At 61.0% G+C, this 18945-nt stretch carries 12 protein-coding genes; all 12 read left to right on the forward strand.

Features of this window, described 5'->3' with window-relative positions:
• Nucleotides 1-162 precede the first annotated feature (162 nt).
• The 12 genes from ACOCF6_RS14445 to ACOCF6_RS14500 all read left to right on the forward strand — a co-directional run bounded on the left by ACOCF6_RS14445 (nt 163) and on the right by ACOCF6_RS14500 (nt 18932).
• The gene (locus tag ACOCF6_RS14445; protein WP_482461036.1) at nt 163-6033 is read left to right on the forward strand and encodes an alpha-2-macroglobulin family protein; all 5871 of its coding nucleotides are present in this window, start codon (nt 163-165) and stop codon (nt 6031-6033) included.
• 113 nt (nt 6034-6146) lie between these two features.
• Nucleotides 6147-8252, forward strand: coding sequence for a penicillin-binding protein 1C (pbpC, locus tag ACOCF6_RS14450; RefSeq protein ID WP_482461037.1), 2106 nt, complete (start codon nt 6147-6149; stop codon nt 8250-8252).
• A gap of 48 nt (nt 8253-8300) precedes the next feature.
• Entirely contained in the window at nt 8301-8909 is a 609-nt protein-coding gene (locus ACOCF6_RS14455; RefSeq protein WP_482461038.1) for a glycerol-3-phosphate acyltransferase, read from the forward strand.
• Between the two features lie 88 nt (nt 8910-8997).
• Nucleotides 8998-9381 carry a hypothetical protein gene (locus ACOCF6_RS14460; protein WP_482461039.1) on the forward strand — a complete coding sequence of 128 codons (384 nt, stop codon included), beginning with the start codon at nt 8998-9000 and terminating at the stop codon, nt 9379-9381.
• A gap of 15 nt (nt 9382-9396) precedes the next feature.
• Nucleotides 9397-9894, forward strand: coding sequence for a glutaredoxin domain-containing protein (locus tag ACOCF6_RS14465; protein ID WP_482461040.1), 498 nt, complete (start codon nt 9397-9399; stop codon nt 9892-9894).
• A gap of 214 nt (nt 9895-10108) precedes the next feature.
• Entirely contained in the window at nt 10109-10282 is a 174-nt protein-coding gene (locus tag ACOCF6_RS14470) for a hypothetical protein (protein ID WP_482461041.1), read from the forward strand.
• 17 nt (nt 10283-10299) lie between these two features.
• Nucleotides 10300-13191 (forward strand): hypothetical protein, encoded by a 2892-nt coding sequence (locus ACOCF6_RS14475; RefSeq protein WP_482461042.1) that lies wholly within the window; start codon nt 10300-10302, stop codon nt 13189-13191.
• Nucleotides 13192-13458: 267 nt separating this feature from the next.
• The gene (locus ACOCF6_RS14480) at nt 13459-13662 is read left to right on the forward strand and encodes a hypothetical protein (protein WP_482461043.1); all 204 of its coding nucleotides are present in this window, start codon (nt 13459-13461) and stop codon (nt 13660-13662) included.
• A 2-nt stretch (nt 13663-13664) separates the two neighbouring features.
• Nucleotides 13665-16382, forward strand: coding sequence for a DUF2339 domain-containing protein (locus ACOCF6_RS14485; protein WP_482461044.1), 2718 nt, complete (start codon nt 13665-13667; stop codon nt 16380-16382).
• Between the two features lie 66 nt (nt 16383-16448).
• Nucleotides 16449-17381: an alpha/beta hydrolase gene (locus ACOCF6_RS14490; RefSeq protein ID WP_482461045.1), complete on the forward strand. Its 933-nt coding sequence runs from the start codon at nt 16449-16451 to the stop codon at nt 17379-17381.
• 94 nt (nt 17382-17475) lie between these two features.
• Nucleotides 17476-18315 carry a metallophosphoesterase gene (locus tag ACOCF6_RS14495; protein WP_482461046.1) on the forward strand — a complete coding sequence of 280 codons (840 nt, stop codon included), beginning with the start codon at nt 17476-17478 and terminating at the stop codon, nt 18313-18315.
• A gap of 32 nt (nt 18316-18347) precedes the next feature.
• The gene (locus ACOCF6_RS14500) at nt 18348-18932 is read left to right on the forward strand and encodes a fused DSP-PTPase phosphatase/NAD kinase-like protein (protein ID WP_482461047.1); all 585 of its coding nucleotides are present in this window, start codon (nt 18348-18350) and stop codon (nt 18930-18932) included.
• The last annotated feature ends 13 nt before the right edge of the window (nt 18933-18945 follow it).

Genomic DNA, 18945 nt, shown 5'->3' on the forward strand with positions numbered 1-18945 from the left:
AGGCGGTCGACAAAAGACCGCAGATGCTGCGCCTCATTACTGTTCAGTTTCGCTACACAGAAGACACTCAAGCGCGTTATCACACCTATGATTCGAGTTGAACCCTGATATAATCCTTCCTGTTCCATTAACATCTGCCCTGCAATCAAGGAGGCCACCCGCATGCATCGTTTCTCATCCCTCTACCTGACCCTCATGTTCCTCGTTACCGCCAGCTTATGCCAGGCACAGGATGCTGCCCGCGTGGACGCCTTTTCTCCCCAGGGGACGATCAAGGGTGTCCGCCAGGTTACGGCCCGCTTTTCCGAGGCGATGACGACCTTCGGCGACCCGCGCAATGAAGCCCCCTTTGAGATCGCCTGCCCGGAAAAGGGCTCAGGTCGCTGGGTGGATGTGAAGAATTGGGCCTTCGACTTCGATCGCGACCTGGCAGCCGGCGTGGCCTGCCGCTTCACGCTGCGGGAGGGGCTGAAGGCGCTATCGGGCTCTCCGGTCGCCGGTGAGCGCGTCTTTGCCTTCACCACCGGCGGACCGGCGATCATCGCTTCGCGTCCCGGTGACGGCCGGACGATCGACGAAGGGCAGATCTTTATCCTGACCCTGGACGGCGAGGCTGACGAGGCCTCGGTGTTGGCCAACACCCGCTTCAGCGTCGAAGGGATCGCGGAGACCCTCGGTATCCAGATCGTCAAGGGGGCCGAACGCACTGCCGTGCTCAAGGCAGCCGGCCGTAGCGACAACAACAGGACCGTTGCCATCCGCTGCCGCCAGAGCTTCCCGAGCAAGGCGGCGGTCAAGCTGATCTGGGGCAAGGGCATCGCCTCCAGCAGTGGTGTCAAAACCGCTGATGAGCAGATCATTAACTACAGCGTGCGCGACCAGTTCACGATCGCCTTTCAGTGCGAGCGGACCAATGCCAACGCCCCCTGTATCCCGATGACGCCCATGCGGCTCACGTTCTCGGCCCCGGTGCCGGTGAAGCTGGCCAAGAAGATCGTCATGCGCTCGGGCAAGAAGGTCTACAAGCCGGACCTGTCGGGCGATGACGAAGGTGGGGAGCAGACGGTAAAAAGCGACGGCGATGTGCACGGCCTCCGCTTCATCGGCCCCTTTCCGGAAAAGCGGTCTTTCTCCATCGAACTGCCCAAAGGGCTGGTTGATGATGCCGGGCGTCATCCCGCCAACCGGGCCAAGTTCCCGCTGACGGTCAGTACGGATGGCTTTCCTCCGCTGGCCAAGTTTGCCGCCCCCTTCGGCATCGTCGAGTTGAGCAGCGACTCGGCGATGCCGGTTACCCTGCGCAACCTGGAACCGCGGGTCAAGGCCCGTCAGTTGAACCCGGATGAACCGAAGCCGATCGTCGAGGAAAAACCGCAGGAGGCCAAGGCGACCGTCATCGACAAGGCCAAGGACAAGGTCAAGGCGGTGGGTGAGAAACTCTCCGCCTGGCTGTCCGGCTCAAAGAAGAAACCGGAGGTCAAGGCCGAGACCATCAAGGGCAAACAGCGACTGCTGCCGCTCGACCGCGAAGAGAAGATCATCGAGTGGCTGCGCACGGTCCGCACCGCCCGGCGTAACAAGCCGATTCTGAACAAGGTCGGGGCCGACGATTTCGTGATTCCCAAGCCCAATGGCGAGAAGGCCTTCGAGGTGGTGGGGATCCCGATCAAGAAGGCCGGCTTCCATATCATTGAACTGGAAAGTCCGATCCTGGGTGCGGCGCTGCTGGACAAGCCCCGCCCCATGTATGTGTCGTCTGCGGCGCTGGTGACCAATATGTCGGCTCACTTCAAGCGGGGGCGGGAATCATCCCTGGTGTGGGTGACCAGCCTGGACAAGGGGCTGCCGGTGGCCGGTGCCGCCGTGAATATCCGTGACTGCAAGGGCAAGTTGTACTGGCAGGGCAAGACCGACGCCGACGGCATCGCCCGTATCAAGGCCAAACTGCCGGAAAATCCTCCCTACTGCCGCGATGCGAAGGATGACGAAGCCAACGACGATTACTATAGCGATAACGAGCAGTCCATGCTGAGCGGCATGGATGGTGGACTGTTTGCGTTTGCGCGCAAGCAGGCAGACCTGACCTTTGTCCATTCCAGCTGGGACAAGGGTATCGAGAGCTGGCGCTTCAACCTGCCCTATGCCGGTTTCAAGGAGCAGACCATCGCCCACACGGTTTTCGACCGGACACTGCTGCGGGCCGGGGACACGGTGCACATGAAGCATTTCATGCGCAATCATGCCATGAAAGGCTTTGATCTGCGCGGCATCAAGGATCTGCCCAAGGCGGTCGTGGTGACCCATCGCGGCAGCGGGCAGCGCTATGAATTTCCACTGGTCTGGAAGGCGGACAACACCTCCGAGACCAAGATGACCGTGCCGAAATGTGCCGAGCTGGGCTACTACGACGTCCTGCTGGCGAAGAAGGGTTCCGGGAAACCGAAAAACGCGGCCAATAGCAGCGCCGGGGGTGGCGATGAAGGCACCCCGTATCTGGATGGCTGGGAATCGGGCTCCTTCCGGGTCGAGGAGTTCCGCGTGCCGCTCATGAAGGGGGTGATTGAGCCGCCCAAGGAACCGGCGGTGAATGCCGCGGCAGTGGAGCTCGATCTGTACGTGGCGCATCTTTCCGGCGGCGGTGCCGGTGGTGCAGCCGTCAAGCTGCGCACCCAGACCCGTCCGCGCTCGGTCAGCTTTGATGACTACGAGGACTACACCTTTGCCAACGACAAGGTCGAAACCGGGGTGGTGAAGGAAGAGGCCCCCGACCGCTCCAATGATGACGAGGGCGACGATGCCGGCCAGGAGGTCCAGCCCAAGAAGCCGACCTACCGCTCCCGGGAGTTTGTCCTGGATAAGACCGGCGCCCTGCGAGCCCGGATCGACGATCTGCCCCAAATCACCGCCCCCCATACCCTGGTGGCCGAACTGGAGTTCCGCGATCCCAACGGCGAGATCCAGACCGTCACCGGTCGGGTGCCGCTCTGGTCCTCCCGGCTGCTGGTGGGGATCAAGCCCGATTCCTGGTCATCGGCGGCCGATGCCCTGACCTTCAAGAGTGTGGTCGTGGACGTCAAGGGCAAGCCGGTGAGCGGGGCCAAGGTCGCGGTGGAACTCTTCAGCCGCCAGCAGTTTTCCCACCGCAAACGGCTGGTGGGTGGCTTCTATGCCTACGAACATGTCACCGAAACCAAATCGGTCGGTCAGATCTGCTCCGGGACAACAGACGACAAGGGACTGCTGGCTTGCAGCGCCAAGTCACCGGTTTCGGGCAACGTCATCCTGCAGGCCACCGTTACCGACGCTGACGGGCACAGCTCCTCCGCGAACCGGGATGTGTGGGTGGCCGGCCAGGGGGAATGGTGGTTTGAGGCCGGCGACAGCGACCGCATCGACCTGCTGCCGGAAAAGAAATCATACAATCCGGGCGATACCGCCCAATTCCAGGTTCGTTCCCCCTTCCGCGCCGCCACGGTGCTGGTAACGGTCGAACGCGAGGGGATTTTGGATGCCTATGTGCGCAAGATCAGCGGCAAGGAGCCGCTCATATCTGTGCCGATCAAGGGCAACTACGCCCCCAATATCTTCGTCTCGGCCCTGTGTGTGCGGGGCCGGGTGGGGGGGAGCAAGCCGACGGCCCTCTTTGATCCGGGCAAGCCCTCCTATCGCCTGGGGATCAGCGAGATCCGGGTCGGTCGCAAGGCCCACGAGTTGAAGGTCAAGGTGACGGCCGACAGCGACAGCTACAAGGTGCGCGGCAAGGCGACCATCAGGATCAAGGTCAGCCGCGCTGACGGCGGAGAGCTCCCCAAGGGGGCCGAGGTGGCCCTGTCCGCGGTCGATGACGGCCTGCTGGAGCTGATGCCGAATGACAGCTGGAAGCTGCTGGACGCCATGATGGGCAGGCGCGGGCACGAAATCCACACCTCGACCGCCCAGACCCAGGTGGTCGGGCGGCGCCACTTCGGCCTGAAGGCGCTGCCGGCCGGCGGCGGGGGCGGCATGCGCTCGGCCCGCGAGCTGTTTGATACCCTGCTGACCTGGAAGGGGCGGGTCAAGCTGGATGCCAACGGGGAAGCCACGGTGGAGATCCCGCTCAACGATTCGCTGACCAGCTTCTCCGTGGTGGCCGTGGCCAGTGCCGGCAGCGGTCTGTTCGGCTCCGGGCGCACCAGCATCCGCACGACCCAGGACCTGATGGTCCTGTCCGGCCTGCCTCCACTGGTGCGGCAGGGCGACCGCTTCAGCGCGCGCTTCACCGTGCGCAACGCCTCCAACCGCGAGATGTCCGTTTCAGTGAGTGCCCGGCCCTCCTGGTCGCTGTCAAGCGGCTTCGAGCCGATCGCCCTCAAGCTGACCCCGGGTGAGGCCAGGGATGCTGTCTGGCAAGCGGAAGTCCCGGCCGGTATCGAAACGGCCAGCTGGGAGGTGCAGGCCAAGGAAGAGAGCGGCGATGCCAGCGACAAGCTCAAGGTCAGCCAAAAGGTGATTGCACCGGTCCCGGTGCAGGTCTATCAGGCCACGATCACCCAGCTGGACAAGGCTTTTGATCTGGACGTGCAGCAGCCGGCCGGTGCGCTCAAGGGGCGCGGCGGGGTCAACGTGGTCATGCGCCCCAGGCTGACCGAGGGGCTGGGCGGTGTCGTGCAGTACATGCGGAACTATCCCTATACCTGCATGGAACAGCAGGTGTCGCGGGCGATCAGCCTCAAGGATGATGCCCTCTGGAAACAGATCCTGACGGTCCTGCCGGCCTATCTGGACAACCACGGCCTGGTCAAATATTTCCCCTCGCCCTGGCTGGACGGCAGTCCCATGCTGACCTCCTACCTCCTCTCCATCAGCATGGAGGCCGGACGGGAGCTGCCGGACGATCTGGTCGATCAGATGGAAAAGGGGCTGGTGGCCTTTGTCGAAGGCAAGATCCGCCGGCTGTCGCCGCTCAGCACGGCCGACCTCTCCATCCAGAAGCTGGCCGCAATCGAGGCGCTTTCACAGCGGGGCAAGGCCAACGCACAACTGCTGGCCAGTGTGGCTGTGGAACCCAACCTCTGGCCGACCTCGGCCGTGCTGGACTGGCTGAATATCCTCAAGCGGACCGAAAGTCTGCCCGACCGGGCCAAACGGCTCAAGGAGGCCGAGCAGATCATCCGCTCGCGCCTGAACATGCAGGGGACGATCATGAACTTCTCCACCGAGCAGTCGGACCGCTTGTGGTGGCTGATGGTCTCGACCGATACCAATGCCCTGCGCACCCTGCTGACCTTCATGGATGAGGGTAGCTGGCAGAGTGACATACCCCGCCTGGTGCGGGGAGCCATGGCCCGCCAGCAGCATGGTCACTGGGAGACGACCATCGCCAACGCCTGGGGAGTGGTGGCCTTGGAGAAATTCTCGAAGAAATTCGAGGCGACCCCGGTGGCCGGCTCCAGCCGGGCAGAGCTGGCCGGCACGGCCCGGATCATCGAGTGGGCTGCGGACAAGAAGGGCAAAACCCTGACCTTCCCCTGGCCGGATGGGACCGCCAAGGTCAGCCTGCGTCATAACGGCGCCGGAAAACCGTGGGTCACGCTGCTGAGCCTGGCCGCCCTGCCGCTCAAGGAGCCGCTCTCCAGCGGCTACCGCATCAAAAAGACCGTGACGCCGGTCGAACAGCGGGTCAAGGGGCACTGGAACCGTGGTGATGTGGCCCGGGTCCGGCTGGAAATCGACGCCCAGATCGACATGACCTGGGTGGCGGTCAGCGACCCGGTCCCGGCCGGGACGACGATCCTCGGTTCCGGGCTGGGGAGGGATTCGGCCATCGTCACCGAGGGGGAGCGCAAAGGGAGTTGGCCGGTCTACGACGAGCGCAGCTTCGAGGCCTACCGGGCCTATTACGATTATCTGCCCAAGGGCAAGCTGGTCACCGAGTACACGATCCGATTCAATAATGAAGGCAGCTTCCACCTGCCGACGACCCGCGTCGAGGCGCTGTATGCGCCGGAGATGTTCGGCGAGGCGCCCAATCATGCGGTTAGTGTGGGTGAGTGATGGGTCTGCAGAATGTAAAGTCAACATCCAACCCCCCTCAATCCCCCCTTATCAGGGGGGAAGCTTTAAAGCCTCCCCTGATAAGGGGAGGCTTGGAGGGGTTTGATGTAAAAGTGTATGTCTTGTTGGCGGTGCTTGTCCTCGCTGTTCTGACAACACAAGCCAGCGCCCTCCCCACCTTCCCGCAGGTTAAAGCCGCCCATCTGCGCTCCGATGCCCTGATCCTCGACCGGCGCGGCGAGGTGCTCCATGAGGTGCGCATCGACAAGAGCGGGCGCCGTCTCGAGTGGACGGAGTTGAAGGATATCTCGCCGGCGCTGGTCACGGCGGTGCTGCATTCGGAGGACCGGCACTTTTATGAGCATGGCGGTGTCGACTGGAAGGCCATTGGCGCGGCGGCGGTCGGCCGGCTGTTCGGCTCGAAAAAGCGCGGTGCCAGTACGATCAGCATGCAGCTGGCCGTCATGCTCAAGACCGGCGGGGTCCCCACCGGTCGCAAGAATATGCAGCAGAAATGGGATCAGATGGATGCGGCCCGTGAACTGGAAAAAAGCTGGAAGAAGGCAGAGATCCTCGAAACCTACCTGAACCTGGTCACCTTCCGGGGTGAACTGCAGGGAGTGGCGGCCGCCTCGCGGGGGCTGTTCGACAAGGAACCGGCCGGGCTTGACGATCGTGAATCCTGCACCCTGGCGGCGCTGATCCGCTCCCCCAATGCCCTGCCCGCTGAGGTGGGCCGGCGGGCTGCAGCCCTGGCCCGCTCATTGGCGCTACAGTCTAACCCCGATGGTATGCAGCAGTTTGCCAGCCAGCGCTTGTCCCAGCCGTACCGGGTTCGGCAGCGCATCGCCCTGGCTCCCCACGTCGCCCGGCGCTTGATTGGGCCTGCCGCGAACGGACCGAAAGGTGCCCGTCGCATCCCTTCGACCCTCGATCTGCGCCTGCAACGCTTGGCGCAGATCACCCTGCGCCAGCAGCTCAATGCCCTACTGGGCCGGAACGTGGCCGAGGGGGCCGTGATCGTGGTCGAGAACGCCACCGGCAATGTGCTGGCCTATGTCGGCAGTGCCGGCGACAGCCAGGTGGATGGTGTCACCGCCCGGCGGCAGGCCGGCTCGACCCTGAAACCGTTCCTCTACGGACTGGCCCTTGAGAAGCGTCTGCTGACGGCCGCTTCGATCCTGGACGATTCTCCCCTGCATATCCCGACGGAGCGCGGTTTGTACGTGCCGCACGATTACGATCATCGTGCCCGTGGGCCGGTCAGCGTGCGGACCGCCCTGTCGTCATCGCTCAACATCCCGGCGGTGCGGACGCAGCTGCTGGTCGGTACGGAACCCTTTGCCGAGCGGTTGCGCCGGGTAGGTTTTGAGTTGGCCCGGCCGGCCGAATTCTACGGTTTCTCCCTGGCACTCGGCACGGCCGATGTCTCGCTGCAGGAGCTGGCCAATGCCTATCGCAGCCTGGCCCAGGACGGCGTCTGGAGCGAACTGCGGCTGACACCCGCCGGGGCGGCTAAATCTCGTCGGGTGATGGAGCGCACGGCTGCCCACATCGTAGCCGACATCCTGGCGGACCGTTCGGCCCGCAGCATCGCCTTCGGCTTCGACAATCCGCTCACCACCCGCTTCTGGAGCGCCGTCAAGACCGGGACAAGCAAGGATATGCGCGACAACTGGTGCGTGGGCTTTTCCCGGCGCTACACGGTTGGTGTGTGGGTGGGTAACTTCAGCGGCGCACCCATGTGGAACGTCTCGGGCATTTCCGGGGCCGCCCCGGTTTGGCTTGAATTGATGAACTACCTGCATCGCGACGTGCGCAGCACCCCGCCACTCCGACCTGCCGGGGTGATCCTGGCCCGGACCGCCTTCCGGGCCGGCAGTGAGGACCAGCGCAGCGAACTGTTCCTGGCAGGGACCGAACCGTCGACCATGGAAACTGTTTCGCAGAAGGCCGAGGCCTGGCTGATCCCGCGCATCGCCTATCCCCCCGAGGGCACCATCATCGTGCTCGATCCGGATATCCCCGAACAGAACCAGCGGGTCTTCTTTGAGGTCGAGAACGCCAATAATAGTGAACTCAGATGGCAGCTGAACGGTGCGCTGCTGCCGCCCGGTGAAGAAGGCCGGCGCTGGGCACCGCTGCCCGGCAAGCACGAACTGGCGCTGGTTGACCTTGCCGGAAAAACCCATGATGCCGTTTCCTTTGTTGTGCGTTAACATGTATGGTCTGAATAACATGCTGGCGCTGAGGAGGGTATCATTGCCATGATCAATGCTGCGATCGCCATAACCTGCGCCTACCTGCTGGGTTGCTTCAACACCGGCTACTACCTGGTGCGGATGATGGCCGGGCAGGATATCCGCAGCCTGGCCAGCGGCGGCACCGGCAGCCGCAATGTGGGGCGGCTCTTGGGGACCAAGGGCTTTGTCATCACCCTGCTGGGCGATGCCGGCAAAGGGATGGCGGCGGTCTGGCTGGGCCAGTATCTGGCTCTGGGGGCGTGGCAGCTCATGTGCGTGCTGCTGGCGGTTACGGCCGGCCATATCTTTCCGGCGCAACTCGGTTTCCGGGGCGGCAAGGGCTTTGCCACCCTGGCGGGAGGCTTGATCCTTCTGGCGCCTGCCGTGCTGCTGGCCGGGCTGCTGCTCAGCGTACTGTTTCTGCTGGTGCTGCGCCGCACCACCATGTCCGGCCTGCTGGCCCTGGCCTGTTCTCCCGTGATTCTGGCGATTGAACGCAGTCGCCACGGTCAGTCCTGGTTTTCAGGAGAGCTTGTCATCTACTGCCTGCTGGTGCTTCTGGTTCTCTATGCCCACCGCTCCAATATTCGCAATGATTTCTTCACTAGTGAGCGAAGGTTTCCTGAAAAATGAAGTTTATGCGGTGTATGTTTAATTTGTTTGACCTTTTAATAATCTCATGTAGATTTTCAAAAACTAACTTTTCTGTTTAGGAGTCTCTGTGAACGTATCGTCCTTTCTACCGGTGATGTTTTTCTGTTCTCTCTTGACTGCCATTCCGTTTCTCTGTCCCTCAGATGTTCAAGCCGAATTTTACAAATACAAGGACTCTAGCGGGGCGCTGGTCATCACTAATCAATTTGAGGACGTTCCCCTGAAATACCGCAAACGAGTCAAGGTGGTCTGGGACGAAGAGCTGGTTGCCAAGGATCCCCATGCACGGCGCATGGCTGCAGTCGAGGCGCAGCGGGAGGAATGGGAGCGGCAGCAGGCCCGGGAAAAGGAACAGCAGGGTGGAGGTAAAAAGTTGCAGCCAAGTGACGGCAAGCGGCTTGTCATTACTGTTGATGAGCAGACCGGTCAGTTGATCCGCACCATGGAGTAGGAAAAGGGGTTTCTCATGAGACAGGTTACTGTTGTAGTGTTGGTCATGCTGTGTTCCGCGATTGCGTGCCAGGCTGAAATGTACAAGTGGGAAGAAAACGGTGTCGTGACCTTCAAGGATACACCGCCACCGGCATCGAAAAAACGAAAGGTCCGGGTCTACAAGGATAACGACTTTGCCGCTGCACCACCCGCCCCGGCACCCTCGAAAAACAGCCGAAACAGTTCCCCACCACCTTCACAGCCTCCCCAGTCGGCAGCAAAAAAGACGGAGCGCTTTAGCGGTACCATTGAGATGTATGCCACCTCGTGGTGCGGCTACTGTGTGGCTGCCGAAAACTATATGAAAAGTAGAAACTATTCCTATGTGAAATACGATATCGAGAAGGATAGCGCGGCCAAGCAGCGGCACAAGGAACTGGGCGGCCGTGGCGTGCCGCTGATCATTATCGGCAACAACAGGATGTCCGGTTTTTCTCCGGAAAACCTGGAATATTACCTGGGAAAACCGTAGGTCGTTCCGTCAAGTCTAGACGGTTGTCGGTTGGAAAATTTGTACTAGCTGCATACATAAAATGTACAAATTATTTTTTGCAATATTCTTGTGGTGTCAGGAATATATTTGAATAGGCTAGCAATATTAGTGCATTATCCCTGTTTGGCTGTTTTGGCACACTCCCTGTAATACGTTCAGCGGAACACGAACACACTCTGCAGGGAGGCACACAATGGAACCTTTCATTCTCAAGCTGGCTGTCGCCGTCATCCCCCTGGTTGTCCTGGTTGCTTCAATCGTACTCATCTCTCACCTGTCATCATGGTACACCCATCATTCACTTACCTGGCACCGCAATCGCCGAAATGCTCTGCGCGCGCTGGCAGGCGGCGTCATGCTGCGCTGATTCGAAAGGAGATTTCCATGTCGAAACGTTTTGTTATTCCCTTGGTTGTGATCGTGCTGATTGTTGCATCCCTGGCGGCGGTTGCTGCCGTTGGAACAGGTTCCACGCCGACGCTGCAGATCGTGCCCCAGGTTCATCGGGAAGCGGATCAAGGCTGGTTTCGCCTTGCCGTACCGCTGCCCGGGAACTCTCCCGTGCTGCCGGGACTTGTGGTCAAGGTTGTTGAGGGTGATGTCTGGCTGGTGAACGCCCAGGTCTCGCAACCCTCCACCAGGGGACATGACGAGGATGACGATGACGGGGATTCTGTGCCATCTCCCGCAGGTCGTGAGATAATTGTCACGGGTCGTTTTTCCCGCCCCGGCCCGGCCCGGCTGAATATCCAGGGACGAACGGCCAATGAACCGTTTAAGCCGTTGATGGCGGTGAGTTTCCGGCTCCCGAAAGACGCTGTCAGTCAGCCTGATGTGCGGGCGGCCTGGGCACGCCAGCAGCAGGCACTCCTCTCCAGCGCCGATCCGCGGAGCGAGGACTCCTACACCCACTACTGGAATCTGGCGATTGCACCGCGCTACGGCCTGGAGCCGAACCTGCGCGAGGCTGTCAGCCGTTTCCGGCGTGAACCGCCTGACTTGTACAGTGTCTTCACCGGAGCAGCCGCCATCCAGGAGTCGCTGCAGCTGGAGCTGCTCGGCAGCGGCCCGCAGCGGTTCTCGGCCAAGAGCAACGATGAGGCGGAGGAGGGCCCTGTGCCTCTGTCGGCCCTGGTTGGGCCAACGGTAAAGTCTCATCCCTTCAAAGAGATGCTTAAAGGTCGAAACCCTCAGCTGCCGGCCCTGGCCGCCATGATACCGGGTGACCAGTACGCGGTCTTCTTCAGCAACATAACCAAACAGATCGAGCTGGCCGACCTGATGGACGAGTGGGGCGGCAACCTGCTGCACCAGGCCCAGGCCAGCGCCCGCGATTTCCGGGTACGTGAGAAGGTCACCCATCAGCTCTGTCTGGAAAACAGCTGGCTGACCCGCATGTTCGGTGACCGGGTTGTCGCCGAGATGGCCTTTACCAGCAGCGACCCCTTTCTGAAGGAGGGGACCGCCTTCACGGTGCTGTTCTCCCTCAAGGACCGGGAGCGTTTCCGCAAGCAGATCGACAAACGCTACGCCGAGGCGGCCTCTGGCAAGACTGCCAAACGTTCCAGTTTTACGGTCGACGGATTCAGCGGTTTCAGTGTGGTCTCGCCTGACCGCAGCATCTCATCCTATACCCTGATCATGGGCAATACCGCGATTGTCTCCACCAGTCTGCCGGCCCTGCAGCGGATTGTGGCGGTCTCCGCCAAGCGCCTGCCGGCACTGGCGCAGGCCGATGATTTCCGCTATATGCGTACCATCTTTCCCCAGAACGCTGACGAGGAGGATATCTTTATCTATCTCTCGGATGCCCACATCCGCAACCTGGTGGGGCCGCGCTGGAAGATCGGCGAGGCGCGCCGCATGCGCTGTTCCGGCAACATGACCCTGCTGGCCAATGCCCGGCTCTGGTTCAGGGCCGAGAAACGCTGTGAGCCGACGGTGCAGGAACTGGTTGCCGGCGGGTATCTGGGTGCTACCCCGCCGGTCTGCCCTGATCACGGCAGCTATGAAATCGACAGGGCCGGCCAGCCGCACTGTTCCCTGCATAATCGCCAGGGGCTGCTGACTCCGGTGGGCGAGGTGGCGCTTGACCAGGTTACCCCCCAGGAGGCGGAACAGTACACCGCCTTTGTGGAGAACTACAACCGCTACTGGACCAAGTTCTTCGACCCGATCGGTATCCGGGTCAAAATGGGCAAGGATATCCGCGTGCAGACCTGTATCCTGCCGCTGATCGAGAACTCCTGGTACGACGGAATGGCCGCCTTCTCCGGCCGCTCGCCGGGCGTCCTCAGCGAGAGTTCCGTGCTGCCGCGCACGATTATGTCCATTCGCGGGCATATGGCCAGCGATTGGCTGCAAAAGAGCGGCATGGAGCGCCTCATTGCACGGGGAAACGGTCTGCGTCTCGATTGGCTGGGGGACGGGATCGCCCTCAACCTGTGCGACGGCCAGGTGCTGTTCAGTGTCGGCGGCAGTGCTATGGGGCTGATGGGGCAGCAGATGGGGCGCTCGTCGCTGGAGCCGATCATTGTAGGCTACCTGGGTTCGGCCCTCAACCTGCCCACCTATCTGACCGTCAAGGTCACGGATGCCAAAAAGGCCGAGCAGGCCATCCCCGGGATGTTCCGGGCGCTTGGTCCACGGCATGGCAGCAGCGATGGATTCTCCGTCGAGACCTACAGCATCGAGGATCACCGCGGCAAGCCGCTCTACGTGGCGACCTTCAACATCTGGCTGCTCAAGCTGCGGCTCTTTTCGGCCGTCGTGGATGACCGTCTGGTAATCGCCTCTCGCCGGGATATCGTCACCGACCTGATGGATGCCTCCTCCAAGGGGGGCGGAGCAGAGGTCGCCAAACATGAGGGCAATCTGGAGATGTCGGTCTATCGCTCGGCCTTCAAACAGCTGGAGGAGACCGTCAACCTGGGATGGCAGGAGGATCTGCGCCACGCCTGTCAGCAGAACCTGCCCCTGGCCGCCATCCTGCTCAAGTCGCTGGGTTTTCCTCCGGACAGCCTCAATGCGACCATCGCGGGTCTGCGGGGGTATCAGCACTACTGCCCGTCGGGTGGCCGCTATGGCATCGACGAACAGAGCGGTGCCGTTGCCTGTTCTATCCACGGTACCTCATGGAATCCGAAGCAGCCGCCGGCAAGCGACACGGCCTCCAAGACCCTCGCGTTGGTCAATACCCTGGAGCGGGTCAATGCGCGGCTGGCATTCACTCCGGAAGGGTTGATGACGACGGTAGATATCAGGAGATCAAAGTAGTAAGTTGAGTGGCTTAAATAGATTCGTTACCAATGGGAGGATTTCCGGCAGCCGAGGGAATCCTCCGTTTTGTTTGTCGGTGCAATGTGCTCAAAATGTATATATGTAATACACGAAATGTACTAATGGCGACGCGGTTTAGCGACGGCTCAGTGTTTGTGCTAAAATAAGAACTAAATAACAGTGTGTTATGCGGTGGTTGCGCCTTGGCACGCTCCCTGTAATACGTTAAGTGAAGCACGAACGAACTCAAACAGGGAGGCAATCATGAAAACCTTCATCAGCAAACTGGTAATCGCTGGTATCCTCAGTTTCACCCTGGTCGCCGTGGTCAATATCTTCTCCCATATCCCTTTCAAATCGCTGCCGTACCGGACCGCAGCAGTGTCGCAGACCCAGCCGGGTCCGGAGATTCTCAGCGGCAGCTACAGCAGCATGATAAACTCCCTCAATGCCAATTCCGGGAGATAGACATGAGCCTCTTATCCGCACTCATCGGCATGGTCGTGGGGGGGATGCTGTTCCACTTCGTCGGGGCGGTCTCCGGTGGCATCATCGGCTGGCTCTGCAGTAGTCTGTACGATCTGCGGCAGCGCCAGGACAAACAACAGCAGGAACTGGCCTGGCTGCGCAAAAGGTTGTCGGAACACCTGCGGGACGCTCCCGGGGAAACGGAGCCGGAAACGGCTATGCAGCCGGAGGCAGCCTCCGCTGTAGAGCCCCTGCCTTCATCCAGGCCAATTGTGTCCCCACCGCTGTGGCAGGAGGTACGGGTGCCGGTCGCTGCCGAGGCGGGTGAGACATGCGGAGCTGAGTCGGAACCCGAGTTCGAATTCTCGAACGAAGCGCTGAATCCCGCCGAACCGTCGGCCATTGAAACAGCCATTCGCAAACTCTTCAGCGGCGAGAACCTGCTGGTCAAGCTGGGGGTGGTGATCCTGTTCTTCGGCGTCTCCTTCCTGGTGAAGTACGCGGCCCAGATCGGCCTGTTCCCGATCCAGCTGCGCCTGACGGCGGCGGCTCTGGGCGGCTGCGCCCTGCTGGCAGTCGGTTGGCGCTTGCGCGAACGACGCGCCGAGTATGCCCTGGCGCTGCAGGGGGGCGGTATCGGTATCCTGTACCTGACGACCTACGCCGCCTTCCGGCTGTTCGCCCTGATTCCGGCGCTGCCGGCCTTCGGGCTGCTGGTGGCCATCACGGTCGTGTGCGGTACTTTGGCGGTATTGCAGGAATCCCGCACCCTGGCCCTGTTCGGTATTTCAGGCGGGTTTGTCGCCCCGCTTTTGGCCCCCATCGGCAGCGGCGACCCGCGACCCCTGTTCGGTTACTACCTGGTGCTCAACGCCGGGATCATCGGTGTGGCCTGGTTTCGCTCCTGGCGCTCGCTCAACCTGGCCGGATTTCTCTACACTTTCCTGTTCAGTATGCTCTGGGGCGCCCAGTTCTATCGTCCGGCCTACTTCGCAACTGTGGAGCCGTTTTTGGTGATCTTCTTCCTGATGTACGTTGCCGTGGCGGTTCTGTTCGCCTTCCGCCAGCCGCCCGACCTGAAGGGGATGCTGGACGGTACCCTGGTCTTCGGCACGCCGATCGTGGCCTTTGCCCTGCAGGCCGGGCTGGTGGAACAGTATCGTTATGGATTGGCCTGGAGCGCGCTGGCGGCCGGACTGATCTATCTGGCGCTGGCCGGGCAGCTGCTGCGCTGCGACAAGGAGCTGCGCCCGCTGGCCGAGGCCTTCCTGGCCTTCGGCACGGTATTCATGAGCCTGGCGATCCCGCTGGCCTTCGACGGGCGCTGGACATCAGCGGCCTGGGCCGTGGAGGGAGCAGCCATGATATGGGCCGGATTCCGCCAGGAACGACGCCTGGCGCGCGGCCTCGGCATCCTGTTGCAGTTTGCTGCCGCTGCTGCCTTTCTCGCAGACATCACTCGGCCGACCGGCCATCTGCCGGTCCTGAACAGCATCTACCTGGGAACTGTTCTGCTCAGCCTGTCGGCACTGGTCTCCAGCCGGATCATCCTCTGTAACAGCCACCGGGCCAATGAGATTGAAGCCGTAGTGGGTAGCATCCTGGATGTATGGGGAGTTGCCTGGTGGTTCGGCGGTGGCTTGAATGAGATCGGCACTCAGCTGCAGCGTGAGCTGGTCTACAACGCCCGGCTGGTCTTTATCGCCATCTCCTGCGGCGTCTGTCACCTGGCCGAACGGCGTCTCGTCTGGCAGGACCTGGCCTGGCCTTCCGTACTGCTGATCCCGGTCATGGCCGGCTACTCGCTGGTGGGTGATCATCACCACCCATTGGCCAACTACGGCTGGCTGGCCTGGCCGCTGACCTTCGGGAGCGCCTGGTGGCTGCTGCATGCTCGCGAGCAGGAGCTGGATGAAACGTTCCGTAGCTGGCTGCATGCGATCGCCATCTGGTTGCTGGCCGGCCTGGCCACCTGGGAGCTGGGCTGGCAGGCCTATTTCTTCCTCGGTGATAAGGGGAGCTGGTTCATTATCAGCCGTGGCTGCGTGCCGACCCTGCTGTTGGCCTTCTTGACCCTGTTCAGCAGGCGCATCGTCTGGCCGCTACGGCATAACGAAGAAACGTACCTCGGCCTGGCAGCCGTGCCGCTGGCGGTTTGGAGCCTGGCCTGGGCCATCTTTACCGCCTTCACTCAGCGGGGCGACAGCTGGCCGTTTCCCTGGCTGCCGCTCTTCAATCCTCTGGACCTGGCCATCGTTGCCGCTCTTGCTGTCCTGGCCTGCTGGGTGCTTAAGTTACGAAGCATTATGTCGCTTTCAAGTTATGTGGAGAGCAACCGCGCCCTGCTTCTGTACGGCCTGGCGGCGGCCCTCTTCATCTGGCTCAATTCGATCCTGGCGCGCTGTCTGCATTTCTGGGGCGGTGTGCCGTTTAATGCCGATGTCATGTTCCGCTCGAATCTGGTCCAGACCTGCTACACCCTGTTCTGGAGCCTGTTGGCACTCTGTATCATGGTGGCCGCTGTCAGGCGCCGCTTGCGGCCGGTCTGGCTGGCCGGTGCCGGCCTGCTGGGCATCGTGGTGGTCAAGCTGTTCCTGGTGGACCTGGCCAGCCACGGTACGGTGGAGCGCATTGTCTCCTTCGTGGCAGTAGGCTTGCTGATGCTGGTGATCGGCTGGTTCGCGCCAGTGCCGCCGAGATCCGTTGATGAAAACGTATGAGAAAACGGTAGAGAATATTGCGATGAAATTCGGCCAAGCTGTGATAAAAAAGAGCAGGGTTGTTAAATGAAACTTTTTCCCGAAAAAATAGTGATGATTCTCTCTGCCCTGGTGCTCACCTTGCCATGCCAGGGCTGTGTGAGCGGCATGTTCTATCAGCCGGATCACACGGTGTACGATACTCCCGACCGCCATGGCCTGAAGTATGAGCAGGTCGCATTCCGGAGCAAGGACGGCACCCGTCTGTCTGGCTGGTTTATCCCGGCCGTCGGCACGCCCAGGGGGACCGTCATTCATTTTCATGGCAATGCCCAGAACATGAGCGCCCATTTCGGCTTTGTTTCCTGGCTCCCGTCACAGGGCTTCAACCTCTTCGTTTTCGACTACCGAGGGTATGGTAAATCGGCCGGAAGGCCCGACCGGCGTGGTGTGTATGAAGATTCGCTGGCAGCGTTGGATTATATCGCTGCCCGTCCGGGGATCGATGACAGCAGACTGCTGGTGCTGGGGCAGAGCCTGGGGGGCGCCAACGCCATTGCAGCGCTCGGCAGCCGTCAGAACAAAGGTATCCGCGCCGTGGTCATTGACTCGGCATTCGCTTCGTACCGAGGCATTGTCCGTGACAAAATAGCTGCTATGCCGCTCCTGTCCGTTTTTTGCACCCCGCTTTCGCGCCTTTTGATCGGCAATGATCTCAGTCCTGAGGACGTCATCGCCAGGATCGCTCCGACGCCGCTCCTCATAATTCACGGCACCAATGATTCGGTCGTCCCGTACACGCATGGAAAGCGTCTCTTCGAGCTGGCGCAGGAACCGAAGCGCTTCTGGACCATCGAGGGGGGCGATCATACCGAGGCCTTCGCCGATCCTGGCTCCGAATATTGCCGACGTCTGGTTGCCTTTTTTGATGAGGTACTGGCAGGGCGATTAGTGGCCGGCATGACGCAAGCTACATCCAATGTCGGCGATGACAAAAAGATTGAAGGACAGGCAAATTGAGTGCGATAAGGGAAGTTGCAATGGTGAAATGCCGGCCGGAGTTTGACGAGATGTGTATATCGAAGGGGATGCTGGCCGTGGTGGTGAAAACAGAATGAACATCTCCCGACGACAATTTCTCAAACGCAGCCTCCAGTTTGGTTCAATCGGCCTGTTGGCGAGCTACCCGGTGTTTGTTGAGCGCATGACCGTTCTTACAAACGAGTACCGGATCGCTGTTCCCAACCTTCCCGCTACGTTCTCTGGATTCAGGATTGTACATCTCTCCGATATTCATCATGGACGTATGATGCCGCTGCCGTTTATTCAAGGCATTATAGAGCGTGCAAACGCTCTCAAGCCGGACCTGATCGCCTGCACCGGCGACTATGTGTATCGGAAAAGCAGGCCGGATGAGATCGATGCTGTCTGGCAGGCCCTTTCACACCTGTCTGCACCCCATGGTGTCTGGTCGGTTCTCGGTAATCATGACCACTGGGCAGATACTTCCCGGGCCGACCATTGGCTCAAAAAGAACGGTCAGGACCTGCGACACAAGACAGTGCGGATCGAGCGGAATGGCCAGGCGCTCTGGTTGGCCGGCGCGGGCGATTTCATGGCGGATCACCGTAACCTCGACCAGGTACTGGCAAAGATACCGGACAGCGATTTCCGGATTGTTCTGGCCCACAACCCCGATACAGCCGACAGCTTCTTCTCGCGTCGGATAGACCTGATGCTCGCAGGACATACGCACGGGGGGCAGGTACAGATTCCGCTGGTAGGCGCGCCTTTTTTGCCGGTAAACAACAAACGCTATGTCAGCGGAATCGTGACAACATCGCGGGGCGGCCAGATGTTCATTTCCCGCGGCATCGGCTGGTCGATCCTGCCGGTCAGGTTTAACTGCTATCCCGAAATCGCCGTGCTGGAACTGGTCCCGCAAGCGGTTTGAATGTTGTCACTTCCCCTGTAAAGGAGTTCGTTATGAGGCTGAAAAATTCTCTGGTCCTGTCACTTATTCTGGTCGTCGCCGTGTCCTCGACTGTTTTTGCATCGGTTGGCAATCTCGTTTCTCCTGCACAACTCACACTACCTGCCACTGCTCACTCCTCCGAGCGTCTCTATAACCTGCCCGGCCTCTCCAATGTCGGCCGCTTGGCGCCGGGTGTGCTGCGCGGCGCCCAGCCGGGCAGGGAGGGTTATGCCACCCTCAAGGACATGGGGGTCAGGACCGTGATTGATATGCGCACCTCCGAAAGCGAAAAAAGCCAGGTTGAGGGGGCTGGGATGCGGGCTATCGCCATCCCGATCGAGATGACCCGCGAGGGGTTGAAGGAGAAGGTAGAGCGGGTGGTGGCCATGATGGCCGATCCGGCCAACCAGCCGGTCTACGTGCACTGCCGACACGGCCAGGACCGCACCGGAATCGTGGTGGCCGCCTACCGCATGAAGCTGCAGGGGTGGTCCCTGGCCGATGCCGAGACCGAGATGCAGGCCTTCGGCTTCAATGATGTCTGGATCAATTTCAAGCGGTTCATCCGCCAGTATGGTGCGCAGCTAAAACAGTGATTTCGGGAGGGCT

Source organism: Geobacter psychrophilus, from assembly GCF_056821595.1.